The following is a 14,732-nucleotide window of genomic DNA, read 5'->3' on the forward strand; positions in this document are numbered from 1 at the left end:
TACAATGGGATTATTGTCTGAACGACCGCTTGCGTCTGAGCGAAAGATCAGAAGATGCTGATTGTTACCTACGCCCATCTGCGGTCCCAGACGACTTCTGACCATTGCCAACAATGAGATTTGATGGAGATGCCGAGGCGATGACATGACGACAGCGGCAAAGATCTACTTCACCGACTTCTTTGAAGTCGTGCCCGAGGTGTTGGAAGACTATGGCGCGCTCAATATCTCCTTGATCAACGATCTCCCGCTGTTCGTCGATCCGTTCTTGCTTTTTGACAGCGAAGAGATTGAACACCAGCGCCTCCACGACGAAATTATCTGCTACGTGAAGTTTCTGCGCGATATATCGTGCGACCCTAGCATCAGCAAGGGACTGCTTGATAGCTGGTTCCGCTTTCCGGAGGTCAGCCAGAACTGGCTCGGATTCAGCAAGACGGGGAACAATGGAAGCGGCCTCGGCAAACAGTTTGCCGGAGCGCTTCATCGCAATCTCCATCAGGTATTCAAGGATTTCGGAAGCGAAACGATTAGTCGTGGAAGCCACCTCGAAAAGCTGTGTCTGCTAGCGGACGGCGTAGGTCGCGACCATTTAAGCGACTTTACAACCAATCTGATCAAGCAATACCTGCTTGACTCAGGGTCTCCGCACTCGGAATGCATTTTTCCTGATCGCATAGCCACCTGAAAATCTTCGTTCACATTCAACACCTTATGCAGCCATCTTGTGGACCCTTCGAAAATCACGTCTACTCTCGCCTTTTGGGCGAAGAGCGTGAGTGCGACGCAAAGGGGTTCCCTGATGAGCTATCTGGACGAAATCGATGATCCGCGCAAGCCGAGCAACGGCACCTTGCACGACTTCCGGGAGATCCTGGTGATCCTGATCGCCGCTGTGCTCTCGGACTGCGACACGGTCGAGGACATCACCTTCTGGGCGCGCACCAAGGAGGCGTGGCTGCGCCGCTTCCTCGTGCTCAAGAACGGCATCCCGTCCGAAGAGACGTTCCTGCGGATCCTGCGTGCGCTCGATCCGAAGCAGTTCGAGAACATGTTCCGGCGCTGGGTGGGCGGCGTGGTCGGTGCGCTCAGCGACGATGCGGGCCTCGCCGGCACGATCGCAATTGACGGCAAGACCGTGCGCGGCTCGGGCAGCGGCGGCGAGAGCGCGATCCACATGGTCAGCGCCTTCGCCACCGAGTTGGGACTGGTGCTCGGCCAGGAGAAGGTCGCCGCCAAGAGCAACGAGATCACCGCGATTCCGGAGTTGCTGGAGGCGCTCTCGATCAAGGGGCTGCTGGTCACGATCGACGCCATGGGCTGCCAGAAAAGCATTGCCAAACAGATCGTTGCGAAGAAAGGCGACTACCTGCTGATGGTCAAGGGCAACCAGCCCAAGCTGCTCGAAGCGATCGAGACCGCCTTCATCGATCAGCACGGCGTCGAGTCGGTCGACCGCAGTTCGCTGGTCGAGCGCGGCCACGGCCGCACCGTCGGGCAGATCGCCTCGGTGCTCTCGGCCAAGGGCATCGTCGATCTGGCCGACTGGCCCAAGTGCGTGACGATCGGGCGCATCGACTCGATGCGGGTGGTCGGCGACAAGCAATCCGATCTCGAGCGGCGTTACTACATCAGTTCGCGCGCACTGAGCGCCGAGCAACTGGCCGCAGCGATACGTGCGCATTGGGGTGTGGAGAACCGGCTTCATTGGATCCTCGATGTCAGCTTCAGCGAGGACGCCAGCACGGTGGCCAAGGACAACGCGCCGCAGAACCTTTCGCTGCTGCGCAAGATCGCGCTCAACATCATCCGTGCCGACAAGACCGACACGCGCAAGAGCAGCCTTCGGCTCAAGCGCAAGGGGGCGGCGTGGGATGACGGGGTGCGGGAGCGCATGCTGGGGATCCGGGCGATATGCTAGGCGAGTGCGGAGGCCCTGCTGCTTGACTATACACAGACTTTTGCGAAAACACATATTGCGTCGAGCTTCCGACGGAATTTCGCCGTCGAGAAGGTCGCCTTCGATTACAAGACAAGGCGGTGGAAGGGTGGGCGTTATGACCTGCCGGCTTTCGGCAACGACTATGTCCTGCTGACCCCGAAGGTGATTCTGACTAAAGACGAGGCATGGATTAATCGCAGCGACCTACTCGACAACTTTCAGGGCGTCTACAACTCGATCCCCGATGACCAATTGAGGGCGCAGGTTAATGAGTATTTCCTGCGCCGCTTGTCGGAGGACGCCAAGGAAGAAGAAATTCGAGAGGCTGCTGCGATCACCATCGAGCAGTTCCCGCAAGTGCTGGACTACTACATCCGACACAAGGAGGAGACGGGAGACGAGGCCCACAAGGTCAGCAACTCCAAGGTTCGCGACACAGAGCAGCAGTTCATTCATCAGATCCGTGCGCTGGTCGATCAGAAGCTGGTTGGTACAGAATTTTATCAAGAGGCGGATGACAGCTTCGAAGAATCCATGCGGCGCCTGCACTACCTGAAATCGGTCATCGAGGACCAAGATGGCTATCGCATGTTCTACCACAATGGCAAGCCGATTCATCGAGAGGCGGACCTGCAACTCATGTATAAGCTTACGTGGTGCGCCTCCATTTACGACGTGAATCGCGAGGTGAATAACGGCAGAGGTCCTGTCGATTTCAAGGTTTCCAAGGGCAGCCGGGACAAGACTCTGATCGAATTCAAGTTAGCATCGAATTCGAAGCTGAAACAGAACATGAAGCATCAGGTTGGCGTGTATGAGGCGGCGAACGACACGGCGAAGTCCATCAAAGCGATTCTGTACTTTTCGGAAAGCGAGTTCCGTAAGGTTCAAACCATTCTCGCCGAACTTGGATTGTCTGGGCGCCGAGATGTTGTCCTGATTGACGCATGTGCGACAAACAAACCATCAGCGTCGAATGTGTGCGATCCGCAGCAGGGTAGGCTGCCATGGATCGAATGAATCGCCCCTTGAGATCTTTACGCAGACCGTCAGGTCCACCCCGAAAACTGTCAGACGATCTACTTCGGCTGGTGGGCCGTTGCAGACTCTTGGTCGATTGCACAGGATGACAGCTCTCAGCTGCAACCAGACATTGCCCATCAGTTGATCACAATCGCATAATAGATAATTGCGCATCCTTTATATAGCCGATCCAACTGGAGCGCTCGTTACTTGTAGCCCCCTAAAGGTGGAGCGCTAGCATTGGGCAGGATGGTCTAATAAGAACCGGAGTTGTCTAGGATTGATGATCATCACTGGTCCCGATGGACATCGATAAGTTGAAGGTTTGGGGCATTGCTGACCGATAGAATTCTAGACTTTTTATTCGGACTGGCGTAATCAACGGGGATAATATTTTGTCTGACCTCAATTACCAAAAACAAGCGCAGGACTTTTACGGGAAGGCACCAGTCATCATTTTGGGCAGCGGCGCCTCGGCTGCACACGGCATGTCTGGAATGTGGGCGCTAGCGAACCATCTGGTCACAAATACCGACATTTCAGGCTTGAATGCTGCTGAAATCGAGGCATGGCAGAAATTCTGCCAGCTGCTGAAGGATAATGTTGACCTAGAAACCGCCCTACACCAAGTAACAGCTTCTGAAGAACTGACATCCAGAATTGTTAAAGCCACTTGGATCCTGATTGACTCTGAAGATAGCGAAATATTTCAAAAGAGTCTTCAGGATAATGCGATTTTTCCATTGAGCCGCCTTCTTGAACACATGTTCAAAAGCAGCCTCAAAGTCATAAATATCGTCACTACAAACTATGATCGCTTGGCGGAGTATGCCTGCGATCACGGGCGAATCCATCATTACACAGGGTTCACACACGGCTTCTGCCGCCAGCTCGCAGCCCCTACAGAAATTACCTCTGCGCGCAGGGCTAATATTTGGAAGGTCCATGGATCTCTGGATTGGTTCCAATCCCCTCTGGAAGATACTGTCGCACTCTCAAATATCCAAGGTATACCGGATGGCTACCAGCCGCAGATTGTGACTCCTGGTACGCAGAAATACCAAAAAACGCATCTTGAGCCGTTCCGCTCCATTATTAATAACGCTGACCAGGCTCTCAATGAAGCCGGTTCTTACCTTTGTATTGGCTACGGTTTTAATGATGAGCATATTCAGCCGAAACTGATGGTGAAGTGCCTTCGGCAGAGAACGCCTATAACCATTATCACCTATACGCTTTCCGACTCTGCGAAGAAGATTATTCTTGATGGTAAAGCACAGAACTACCTGGCAATAGAACGGGGCGAAACAGACGATCAATCCATCGTTTATTCCTCCCTAGATAGCGCTCCGTTGAAGGTGGAAAAGAATATCTGGAGTCTTGAAGGTTACCTTTCACTCATCATGTAGGACGAAGAGATGCCGATTTTTAACTTTAGGGACGAAGAAGCGCTTGGGAAGGTTGCCTCCGTCGACACCACAAATGTGATCGTAGAGGTGGAGAATGTCGACCAGCTCAAAAGGTTGCAGGTTAACCATCTCGCCGTGCTTCAAAGCAGCAGGCCCGGACAGCACCTCATCGGTCTCATTACGCAGGTGACTCGTAAGCGCGGCATCGAAGAAATTATCAATGACAGTATCAACGGCCACGCGTCAGAGTTAAATCTGTGCCGTATCGCTCTGATTGGCACGATGCTGGATCGTGACGGTGAAAAAGAAAACGTGTTCCGTCGTACGCTCGAAAGCGTTCCTGAAATTGACGCGAACTGCTTTTCGCTCGAAAGCGAAAACCTCACAGGTTTCATGCGTACCCTTTCCAGCGTCTCAGCCGGTGGGAATGCCCTGACTCTCGGCAAATACACGCTGGACGAGCACGCCGTTGCTTACCTCAACGGCAATAAATTTTTCCAGCGCCACGCCTTCATTGGCGGCAGCACCGGGTCGGGTAAGTCCTGGACGACTGCCAAGATCATCGAACAGATGTCGGGGCTAACTACGGCGAACGCTATTGTCTTCGACCTCCATGGCGAATACTCGCCACTAGTAGGACAGGGCATTCAACATTTCAAGGTCGCAGGACCAGCAGACGTTGAGGCCAAGAAAACCATCGGCGATGGTGTCCTCTATCTGCCGTACTGGCTGCTTTCGTATGAAGCGCTGGTGTCTATGTTCGTTGACCGCAGCGACCAGAACGCCCCCAACCAGGCCATGATTATGGCGCGCGAAATCAACCAGGCGAAGCAAAGGTACCTGGAGGAAAACGGCCAGCAAGATGTGTTGAAGCATTTCACCGTCGATAGCCCGGTTCCGTTCGATCTCGATGTCCTTATGGGGCGGCTGAATGACATCAACGTCGAAATGGTTCCCGGCGCTAAGGTAGGTACCGAAAAGCAAGGTGATTTCTTCGGGAAACTCGCCCGCATGATTTCCCGCCTTGAGAACAAGATATCCGATAGACGCCTTGGCTTTATGTTCAACGGCGGTGGAGATGTTCTGGATTTCACCTGGCTCGAGAAATTCACCACTGCCGTACTCGGGAGTGCCGATGAGAATGGCAAGGCCGGGATCAAAGTCATTAACTTCTCGGAAGTGCCTTCCGACGTTCTGCCGTTGATCGTATCCCTCGTTGCTCGGGTTACATTCTCCGTTCAACAGTGGACGCCCTCCGAGCTACGTCATCCGATTGCGCTTTTGTGTGATGAGGCACATCTCTACATGCCTCAGCGCAACATGGCCGACTCTGCCGACGACATCTCGCTCGATATTTTCGAGCGCATCGCGAAGGAGGGACGTAAATACGGGGTCAGCCTGGTGGTGATAAGTCAACGTCCGTCCGAAGTGAATAAAACGATGCTCAGCCAGTGCAGTAACTTCGTGTCCATGCGGCTGACCAACGCCGAGGATCAAGGCGTTATCAAGCGCCTGCTTCCCGATAGCCTTGGCGGATTTAGCGACGTCTTGCCCACTCTCGATACAGGCGAAGCTCTGGTTGTCGGTGACGCCAGTCTCCTGCCAAGCCGGATCAGGATTGATGAGCCCAAAAACAAACCGAATAGTGGTACGGTCAATTTTTGGGATGAATGGCAGAAGCCAGTCAAAGACAACCGTTTGTCGATTGCAGTCGATAACTGGCGTAAGCAAAACATTCAGTGAAGCACCCCGGGTGTCGTAGCCGCTGCGAAGCCTGCTTTTCCTTACAATCCCGCCGTTTGGATCGTAAGAGCCGAATGGCAGCAATGGCCGACAACCCGATCTTCGCAGCGTCCCCACACCGCGGAAAGTCCCCTCTGACTCGCCTGCTTCATGTAGGCCCGCGCAGCGGAGTCCTTCCCGGACTCCCCCTTCAGAAAGCCGCCCCAACCACGTAGGGGCGCCCGCGCAGATGCGGATGAAACCGCCCGAACCCGGACTCCGCCGGCGAGTGCCGCGCCATCAACTCGATCTGCCCCGAGAGCCGGTCCGCCGCGGAGAGCAGGACCGCGTCGAGCGTGCAGGGCTCGCGCAGACCGAGCCAATCCGGCGCCCCACGGGCGCTCGTCAGCGCGTGGATCAGGCCGAGGTAGTGGGACTCGGGGAGAGCGATGCGCGCGTGGGCGATGGCGGCGGCGATCCACTCGATGATGGTGTTGCGATGGCCGACGAGCTTGCCGCGGGTCGTCAGCTCGAGACCGCTGTAGCCGAGACGGTACTCGTCCGCCTTGCCCGCGTCGTGCAGCAGGGCGGCCATCAGGAGCACCTCGGGGCAGGCGAGGGGCTGGCCCTGGGCCATCCTGAGCGCCTGCTCGGCAACCTCCAGGGTATGCCACAGATTGCCGTGCACGCAGCTGTGATGGCCCTTCAAGGAGCTGGCGCCCACCAGGTAGCGATGCAGCCGTCGGCTGTCCCAGAAAATGGCGTTGAACAGGTGCTGGAAGTGCACCGGCAGGCGCTGCCACAGCGCGCTGGCACGACGGACGAGCGTGCGCTCTTTCACCCAGACCGTCGGGATCGTCTGGAAGAGATCGAGGCTGGCCTCGGGGCGCCCGAGCACGACCAGGCGGCTGATGCGCACCGCACCGCCGAGGCTCACAGGCCGACCGAGCCAGCGAATCGACACCAGGCAACCCGCACCCAGCCGGACATCGACCTTGCGCGAGGGCCACTCGACCATCAGGCTGGCCCGCTCATGAAACAGCCCAGCGCGGTTCAGGACGCAATGCTCATCGAGCGGCAGGCGGCTGATCGACTGCACGCGAAACACGGGCGGGAGCTTGGCCACTACGTTGTCCGGGGCGGCCGTGGGGATGGGCAGGCGGTATTCACTCATGGTCTCCTCCTTGAGCGGCGTTCTCTGCCAGCAGCTCGGCCTCCTGCTCCGCCTCCTCCGCAGGGGCGGTCTTCACCGGCAGGAGCTGGGTGCCGAGGGTCTGCGTGATGAGGCGCTCGAAGGCCGAGCCATCCCGCCGCGTGAGGTTGGGCACGTAGCGCGAATACACCCGAAACAGCATCTCGGTGGTGGTGTGCCCGAGCTGACGGGCGATCCACTCGGGCGCCTCGCCGCTGGCGAGCCACAGCGTGGCGGCGGTGTGGCGGCACTGATACGGCCGGCGCTGCTTGAGGTTGAGGTGCCGCAGCAGCGGGTACCACACCCGGTTGGTGACGTTCTTGTGGTCCAGCGGCGTCCCCAGCCGATTGCAGAACACGAACTTGCCGAGCTTGCCGGTGGCCTCGAACTGCGCCTGCAGCGCATCGAAGACGAGCTGACTCATCTGGATGTCGCGCTGGCTGCCGTCCGTCTTGGTGTATTCCTCTTCACCGCCGACGATGGTCTCGCGAACCAGGATGAGGCGGTTGTCGAAGTCGACGTACTTCCACTGCAGTCCGTCGACCTCGCCGGTGCGCAGGCCGGTGAAGAAGCGCACGGTGAAGTAGTGCCTGAAGTCGGGCCGCACGGTGTCGAGGATCTGCTTGACCTCGGCGAGGGTGAAGGGATCGACGTCGGTGCGCTTCGTCTTGAGCTGTTTCACGCTGTCGAAGGGCGTGCGAAAATCAAACCGGTCGGCCGCTTCATTGAGGACTTGCCTGAGCGGGTTCAGCATCTTGTTGATCCTTGCCGCAGACAGTTTGGTTTGCTTGCCTTTCGCGGTCGCTTTCCCGAGCTCGGCGCGATAGGCAAGGACGTCCGCCTTGGAGATCTGGCCGACCTCCTGGCCGGCGACAATTAACCTGACCGGTCGACGACAACTATCCTGGCCGGTTGGATCTGCAGCCGGGAAGGTCCGGAAGCGAGGGATAGAGTGCTCTTCTGACGACAGGCGTTGGGAGGCGCTCGGTGCCCGGCAAGAAGATCACGGACCAACAAGTGCGCAAATACAAGGAAGCAAGAAGGCAGGCGACGCAGCAGATCGCGGCGGCCCGGATGGGCATCAGCGTGCGCTCAGCACGGCGCATCGAGCAGGCTGACGGGTTGCCGTCGCAGCGCGGACCGAGGACATGGCGGACGCGCGCCGATCCGTTGGCGGACGTCTGGGAGCAGGAGCTGGTGCCCTTGCTCGAGCGCGAACCCGGGCTGCAGGGCCGAACCCTGCTCGAGGAGTTGCAGCGCCGTCACGGTGAGGTGTTCGGCGATGGGGTGCTGCGCACCCTGCAGCGGCGGATCCGCATGTGGCGCGCCGAGCACGGACACGAGAAGGAGGTGTTCTTCTCGCAAGCCAATCCGCCGGGCCGTTTGGCGCTGTCGGACTTCACCGTGTGTGACGAACTCAGGATCACGGTGGGCGGCGAACACTTCGCGCATCGCCTATACCAGTTCGCGCTGGCGTACTCGGGCTGGCGCCATGCTGAACTCGTGTGCGGCGGCGAGAGCTTCGCCGCCCTGGCGCAGGGTCTGCAGAATGCCCTGTGGGCCCTGGGTGGGGTGCCCGAAGAACACCGTACCGACAGCCTGTCGGCCGCCTTCAACAACCTGGCCGAAGCGGAAACGCTCACGCGCCGCTACGAAGATCTGTGCCGGCACTATGGCCTGCGTCCGAGCCGGAACAATCTGGGCCAGTCGCACGAGAACGGCGCCATTGAATCGCGCCAAGGCAGCCTCAAGGGCGCGCTCGAGCAGGCGCTGCTGCTGCGTGGGCACCGCGAGTTCGCCACCACAGCCGACTATCAGCGGTTCGTCGCAGAGGTCGTCACACGCCTGAACCGGCGCATCCAGACGCGGCTGGCCGAAGAGCGCAGCCAGCTCGCTGAGCTCCCCATGCGCCGGACCAGCGAGTACGAGGAGATCGAGGCGCGCGTGACCAAGTTCAGCACCGTCAGCATCCGCCGCGTGCTCTACAGCGTGCCCTCGCGCCTGATCGGCCATCGGCTCCAGTTTCGCCTCTACCCCGAGCGCCTCGAGGGCTGGCTGGGCGGGGTGTGCGTGTTCGAGAGCGCGCGCGGAGCGGTGCCGGCAGGCAAGCGGCGCGGCAAGCAGCTCGACTACCGGCACTTGCTGCCCGCGCTCAAGCGCAAACCCGGCGCCTTTGCCCGTTGGGCGCTGCGCGACGACATGTTCCCCCGCGCCGAGTACCGGCAGACCTGGGAGCGCTTGGTCGAGACCTTGCCCGAGCGCCAGGCCTGCAAGCTCATGGTGGGGCTGCTTGATCTGGCCGCACGCGGCGCGTGCGAGGTCCAACTCGCGCAGATCCTCGGGGGTTTGCTGCAGGCGGGCACCTTGCCCGATCTCGAAGGACTCGAGGCGCGCTTTGCGCCGCGCCAGACGCCCATGCCGGCGGTCACTGTGTCGTTGCCCGCGCTGTCGGTCTACGACACGCTGTACGAGGTGGCGGCATGAGCGTCATCGAGACGGCGACGCTGCCCATGATGCTCACCGAGCTGCGGCTGCCCACCATCAAGCGGCTGTGGTCGGCGCTGGCCGAGCAGTCGAACCGCGAAGGCTGGCCGGCCGAGCGGTTTCTGGCCGCCCTGTGCGAGCACGAGATGCACGAGCGCGAGACGCGCCGCATCGACCGCCATCGAGCCGAGTCCGCCTTGCCGCCGGACAAGCGCCTGTCGGCCTTCGACTTCACGGCCGTGCCGACGGTCTCCAAGGCGCACGTCACCGCGCTGGCCGAGGGCGACAGCTGGCTCGAACAAGGCGCGAACATCCTGCTCTTCGGACCACCGGGTGTTGGCAAGACGCACCTGATCGCCAGTATCGGCCACGCCCTCATCGAACGTGGCTACCGCGTGCTCTTCACCCGCACGAGCGATCTGGTGCAGCGCCTGCAGGCCGCCCGGCGCGATCTGCGCTTGCCGGCCGAGCTGGCCAAACTCGACCGCTTCGACCTGCTGATCTGCGACGACTTCAGCTACGTCCGCCGCGACCAGGGCGAGACCTCGGTGCTCTTCGAGCTCATCGCCGAGCGCTACGAGCGCAGAAGCCTGGCCATCACTGCGAATCAGCCGTTCTCGGAGTGGGGCCACGTCTTTGCCGAACCGGCCATGACGCTGGCCACCGTCGACCGGCTCGTGCATCACGCCACGCTCTTCGAGATGAACGTGGAAAGCTTCCGCCGCCGCGTTGCTCAGAAGGGGCTCGCCCCTTCTGAGCAACGCACCCTCAACACCTCAAAGCCGAAAGGCTGAACCCCTCATGCCTCGCTTCCACCGGCCAGGATAATTGACGTCGACCGGCCAAGGTAATTGACGCTGGGCAGACCTCCTTCTCCCCGAACCTCGGGATGAGGGCGCGATCGAGGGTCGCGCGCAGCGTGGTCTTGTACGAACGCCGCCACTCCACCTCTTTCTCGCCGTACCAGGTCTCGGCGAAGTCCTTGAAGAGCGGAGTGCTCGGGGCGCTGGCCGCTGCCGACGGCAACGCAACCTCAGCAGCGGTTGCCGACCCGACCATCCCCCCAGGAGCTGGATCGAACTTCGCGGCGTTCTTGCTGCCGGGGAAGAAGCGGCGGTAGTCGAAGGTGCCGGCGGCGATGTCGGCCTCGATGCGATCAAGCACCTTCTGCAAGCGCTTGCGGTTGGCTGGCGAGTCCTTCAAGGCCGTCTGCTCACGACAGCGCTTGCCCGCGTAATAGAAGTCGAGGATCAGGCAGCCCGTCTCCTTCCTGATCTGGATGCTAGCCATGGCACACCTCGCCATTGGCCATGGGGATCGCGAAGCTGGAGCCCTCCACGCGCATGTCCCGCTCAATGACCTCCCAGATATAGAGGATCTTGCGGCCGCCAAAGGGGCGGAAATAGTGGCGGCCCTCCAGCAGGACACTGTCCTTCAAGCGCTCACGAATCGTCCTCGGGTCATACTTGATCTTCGCCGACAGCTCTTCGGTCGTCAGATAGGTCTGTTCCATGATCTTCTCCGCTAGACACACATTGAGTTCAAGTGACACTTAAACGCATCACTTAAAGCGCAGTATAGACACGGAGTAATGCCTGTCAAGAGCTTCTGATAAAATTAAGCATCACATGCAGCCAGGAAGGCAGCGATGCTTAGATTTCGACTGAAGGAACTGCTTGCGGAGAAGGAGTACCGCGAGAATCGGGTGATCACCTTGGTCGAGGTCGCTGAGGCGACCGGCATCCACCGGATGACCCTGTCGAAGATTGCGAACCGTCGCGGCTACAACCCAACGGCTGACGTACTCGATCGCCTGTGCAGCTACTTCGGCTGCAGGATCGAGCAGTTGGTCGAGCACATCCCAGACAGCGTGGTCACGGAAGGCAAGGGTCAAACGGGGGCGAAGACGGAGTGACGTCACCCTGGCTTGGTCACAGGGTGGTCACGGTTTGGTCACAGGGTGGTCACAAAGAACAATGGGCTAGGTCCGCGAAGACCTAACCCATTGAAAAATATGGCGCGCCCGAGACGATTCGAACGTCCGACCCCTGCCTTCGGAGGGCAGTACTCTATCCAGCTGAGCTACGGGCGCGTGGTGTCCGGACGAAGCGCCCGAACAAGGCGCGGAAGCATAGCCCGCTTCGGCGGCAAAGTCCATGGCGCGCTGCCACAATGGTTTTTAGCCCGCTATAATCCCCGCTTTAGACCCTGTCTTGCGCCACCGTCCGAGGATCAAAGCATGTCGAACCCACGCCCCCTGCGGCCCGCCCGCCTCGCAATGCCCGTCGCCCTGGTCGCAGCCGCGCTGCTGGCCGGCTGTGGCGACTCGGGCAAGGTCGATGAAGAACTCCGCGCCACGCTGATCCAGCCGGTCGCCCGTGTCGAGATCCAGGCCGTGACCATCACGCCGGGAACCCGCACCGGCGAGCAGATCTACAAGTCGATCTGCGCCGCCTGCCACGACGCCGGCGCGGTGGGTGCGCCGAAGACCGGCGACGCCGCGGCCTGGGGACCCCGCCTGGCGCTCGGCCACGACGGCCTGACCGCCTCGGCGATCGCCGGCAAGAACGCCATGCCCCCGCGCGGTGGCGGCAGCGACCTCACCGACACCGAGGTGAAACGCGCCGTGGCCTACCTCGCGAACCTCGCCGGCGCCGGCTATACCGAGCCGCCGGTCGAGAAGTAATCCGCGGGCTGCGTCGCAGCCGTCGGCCAGATCAGGAAAGGCAGCCTCCGCGGCTGCCTTTTTTGCGCCTGGGCCCCGGCCTGCAGCAGACCCCTATCGCGCCCTTTCCTGTCGGGGCGCCACAAGCGAGCGGCCGCTCAAGCCTTGTCGCGGTTCTCGAACATCGCCATCAGGTTCGCCAGCCGCGCCTTGCCTTCTTCCTTCGTCACCGGCTGTGCGGTCTTGCGGTCGTTCATCTTGATGTCGCCGCCCATCTCGGCGATGAAGCGGCTCGGCTCGCAGGTGCGGAACTCCTTGCCCGACTTGCGCCGCTCGCACCAGGTCAGGTTGAGGCTGCGTTGCGCGCGGGTGATGCCGACGTACATCAGGCGGCGCTCTTCCTCGACCTTGTCCTCGTCGATGCTGCTCTGGTGCGGCAGCAGGCCCTCCTCGACGCCGACCAGGAACACATGCGGAAACTCCAGGCCCTTGGATGCGTGCAGGGTGGCCATCTGCACGCCGTCGAAATCGGGGTCTTCCTTGTCGAGCATGGACATCAGCGCGATGGTCTGGGTGAGCTCGAGCAGGTTCTTGCCGTCCTCCTCGCCCTTGCGGCCGAGCCAGCCGACGAAGTCGCGCACGTTGCTCCACTTCGACTCGGCCTCGCGCGTGTCGCAGTGCTCGAACAGCCAGGCCTCGTAGCGGATCGCGCCGAGCAGGTCTTCGAGCAGCTGCGCGGCGGGCTCGCGCGGGGCGCGGTACTGCAGGCGGTTGATGTAGGCGGCGAACTCCTGCACGCCCTGCAGCTGCTTGGCGTTGAGGTGCTGGGTGAGGCCTTCCTCGAACACCGCGGTGAACAGGCTGGTGTGGCGATGCCCGGCGTAGGCGCCGAGCGCCTCGATGGTGGCGGCGCCGATGCCGCGGCGCGGCGTGGTGATGGCGCGGATGAAGGCGAGGTCGTCGTCCTCGTTGACCAGCAGGCGCAGCCAGGCGATGAGGTCGCGGATCTCGGCCTTGTCGAAGAAGCTCTGCCCGCCCGACATCACGTAGGGGATGCGGTGGTTGCGCAGCTGCTGCTCGATGAGGCGGGCCTGGTGGTTGCCGCGGTAGAGGATGGCGTAGTCCTTGAAGCGGGTGCGGTGCTCGAACTTGTGCGCGGTGATCTTGGTCGCCACCCACTCGGCCTCGTGCTCGGCGTCGCGGCAGTTGGTGACGACGACCTGCTCGCCCTGGCCGTGCTCGGACCACAGGCGCTTGTCGAAGAGCTTCGCGTTGTTGGCGATGACGGTGTTGGCGGCTTCGAGGATGCGGCGTGAGGAGCGGTAGTTCTGCTCGAGCTTGATCACCTTCAGCTTGGGGTAGTCCTGCTGCAGCAGCTTCAGGTTCTCGACGTCGGCGCCGCGCCAGGCGTAGATCGCCTGGTCGTCGTCGCCCACCGCGGTGAAGGCGCCGCGCACGCCCGACAGCAGCTTGAGCAGCCGGTACTGGGCGCGGTTGGTGTCCTGGTACTCGTCCACCAGCAGGTAGCGCAGCTTGTTCTGCCAGCGCTCGCGCACCTCGGGGTGCTCGTCGAACAGGCGCACCGGCAGCGAGATGAGGTCGTCGAAATCCACTGCCTGGTAGGCGCGCAGGGTGCGCTCGTATTCCTTGTAGAGCCTGGCGGCGACCGAGGCGATCTCGTTGTCGGCGAGCTGCGCGGCCTCCTCGGGCGTGATCATCGCGTTCTTCCACGACGAGATCTGCCACTGCATCTGCTTGGCGATGCCCTTGTCGCTGTCGCCGGCGACGTCCGAGACGATCTGCACGGTGTCGGAGGCGTCGAGGATGGAGAACTGCGGCTTCAACCCGCAGTGCTTGGCCTCCTGGCGGATGATGCGCACGCCGAGCGCGTGGAAGGTGCAGACCGTGAGCCCGCCCGGCACGCGCCCGCCCATGATGTGGGCGACGCGCTCCTGCATCTCCTTGGCGGCCTTGTTGGTGAAGGTGATCGCGGCGATGTTGGCCGCGCCGATGCCGCACTCGTTGATCAGGTGCGCGATCTTGTGCGTGATCACCCGCGTCTTGCCGCTGCCGGCGCCGGCCAGCACCAGGCAGGGGCCGTCGAGATAGCGGATCGCTTCGCGCTGGGGCGCGTTGAGGAGGGCGGACATCGTGAGCTGGATCGCAGAAAAGCAAAGCCGCCCGGCCGGGCGGCGTGGGGGCCGATTCTAGCCGATCGCGCGTCCGGGCCGGCCGGCGTCGGCCGCGCTGCGCGGGGTGCGAGGCGGCGTGCGCCCGGCCGGCGCGGCGCTCACA

General features: G+C 61.2%; 14 protein-coding genes and 1 tRNA gene. 9 read left to right on the forward strand and 6 right to left on the reverse strand.

What is annotated here, in order from left to right; genetic code table 11:
* Nucleotides 1-145: 145 nt before the first annotated feature.
* The 5 genes from C665_RS06730 (at nt 146) to C665_RS06745 (ending at nt 6,117) form a co-directional block, all read left to right on the forward strand.
* Nucleotides 146-688 carry a DUF8370 family protein gene (locus C665_RS06730; RefSeq protein ID WP_004303617.1) on the forward strand — a complete coding sequence of 181 codons (543 nt, stop codon included), beginning with the start codon at nt 146-148 and terminating at the stop codon, nt 686-688.
* A 114-nt stretch (nt 689-802) separates the two neighbouring features.
* On the forward strand, nt 803-1,921 hold the full coding sequence (locus C665_RS06735; RefSeq protein WP_004265615.1) for an ISAs1-like element ISTha1 family transposase: 1,119 nt from the start codon (nt 803-805) through the stop codon (nt 1,919-1,921).
* Nucleotides 1,922-1,939: 18 nt separating this feature from the next.
* Nucleotides 1,940-2,962 (forward strand): DUF8370 family protein, encoded by a 1,023-nt coding sequence (locus C665_RS06740; protein ID WP_503169803.1) that lies wholly within the window; start codon nt 1,940-1,942, stop codon nt 2,960-2,962.
* 398 nt (nt 2,963-3,360) lie between these two features.
* Complete coding sequence (locus C665_RS20145) at nt 3,361-4,374, forward strand: SIR2 family protein (RefSeq protein ID WP_004303621.1); 1,014 nt, start codon at nt 3,361-3,363, stop codon at nt 4,372-4,374.
* A 9-nt stretch (nt 4,375-4,383) separates the two neighbouring features.
* Nucleotides 4,384-6,117 carry an ATP-binding protein gene (locus C665_RS06745; RefSeq protein ID WP_004303623.1) on the forward strand — a complete coding sequence of 578 codons (1,734 nt, stop codon included), beginning with the start codon at nt 4,384-4,386 and terminating at the stop codon, nt 6,115-6,117.
* 190 nt (nt 6,118-6,307) lie between these two features.
* On the opposite strand, the gene C665_RS06750 is transcribed toward C665_RS06745, so the two are convergent.
* Nucleotides 6,308-7,270, reverse strand: a complete 963-nt coding sequence (locus C665_RS06750; RefSeq protein WP_004303625.1) for an HD domain-containing protein — start codon at nt 7,268-7,270, stop codon at nt 6,308-6,310.
* Nucleotides 7,263-8,042, reverse strand: a complete 780-nt coding sequence (locus tag C665_RS06755) for a site-specific integrase (RefSeq protein ID WP_004303627.1) — start codon at nt 8,040-8,042, stop codon at nt 7,263-7,265. The genes C665_RS06750 and C665_RS06755 overlap by 8 nt, the downstream gene beginning before the upstream one ends.
* Nucleotides 8,043-8,275: 233 nt before the next feature.
* On the opposite strand from C665_RS06755, the gene istA reads away from it, so the two are divergent.
* Nucleotides 8,276-9,772 carry an IS21 family transposase gene (istA, locus tag C665_RS06760; RefSeq protein ID WP_040828304.1) on the forward strand — a complete coding sequence of 499 codons (1,497 nt, stop codon included), beginning with the start codon at nt 8,276-8,278 and terminating at the stop codon, nt 9,770-9,772.
* Nucleotides 9,769-10,566 carry an IS21-like element helper ATPase IstB gene (gene istB, locus C665_RS06765; RefSeq protein ID WP_004298999.1) on the forward strand — a complete coding sequence of 266 codons (798 nt, stop codon included), beginning with the start codon at nt 9,769-9,771 and terminating at the stop codon, nt 10,564-10,566. The genes istA and istB overlap by 4 nt, the downstream gene beginning before the upstream one ends.
* On the opposite strand, the gene C665_RS06770 is transcribed toward istB, so the two are convergent.
* Together C665_RS06770 and C665_RS06775 are read right to left on the reverse strand one after the other, a co-directional pair.
* Entirely contained in the window at nt 10,541-11,062 is a 522-nt protein-coding gene (locus tag C665_RS06770; protein ID WP_004303630.1) for an Arm DNA-binding domain-containing protein, read from the reverse strand. The two genes, istB and C665_RS06770, sit on opposite strands and share 26 nt — an antisense overlap.
* Nucleotides 11,055-11,285, reverse strand: coding sequence for a hypothetical protein (locus C665_RS06775; protein ID WP_004303631.1), 231 nt, complete (start codon nt 11,283-11,285; stop codon nt 11,055-11,057). The genes C665_RS06770 and C665_RS06775 overlap by 8 nt, the downstream gene beginning before the upstream one ends.
* Nucleotides 11,286-11,420: 135 nt before the next feature.
* On the opposite strand from C665_RS06775, the gene C665_RS06780 reads away from it, so the two are divergent.
* The gene (locus tag C665_RS06780; protein WP_004303632.1) at nt 11,421-11,687 is read left to right on the forward strand and encodes a helix-turn-helix domain-containing protein; all 267 of its coding nucleotides are present in this window, start codon (nt 11,421-11,423) and stop codon (nt 11,685-11,687) included.
* Nucleotides 11,688-11,787: 100 nt separating this feature from the next.
* Here the strand turns inward: C665_RS06780 and C665_RS06785 are convergent.
* Nucleotides 11,788-11,864, reverse strand: a tRNA-Arg gene (locus tag C665_RS06785).
* A 147-nt stretch (nt 11,865-12,011) separates the two neighbouring features.
* Between C665_RS06785 and C665_RS06790 the strand changes: the two genes are divergently transcribed.
* Nucleotides 12,012-12,458 (forward strand): c-type cytochrome, encoded by a 447-nt coding sequence (locus C665_RS06790; RefSeq protein WP_004303635.1) that lies wholly within the window; start codon nt 12,012-12,014, stop codon nt 12,456-12,458.
* Between the two features lie 137 nt (nt 12,459-12,595).
* On the opposite strand, the gene C665_RS06795 is transcribed toward C665_RS06790, so the two are convergent.
* Nucleotides 12,596-14,587: a UvrD-helicase domain-containing protein gene (locus C665_RS06795; protein ID WP_004303637.1), complete on the reverse strand. Its 1,992-nt coding sequence runs from the start codon at nt 14,585-14,587 to the stop codon at nt 12,596-12,598.
* Nucleotides 14,588-14,732 lie beyond the last annotated feature (145 nt).

The sequence above is a fragment of the Thauera aminoaromatica S2 genome (assembly GCF_000310185.1).
Taxonomy (GTDB): Bacteria; Pseudomonadota; Gammaproteobacteria; order Burkholderiales; family Rhodocyclaceae; genus Thauera; species Thauera aminoaromatica.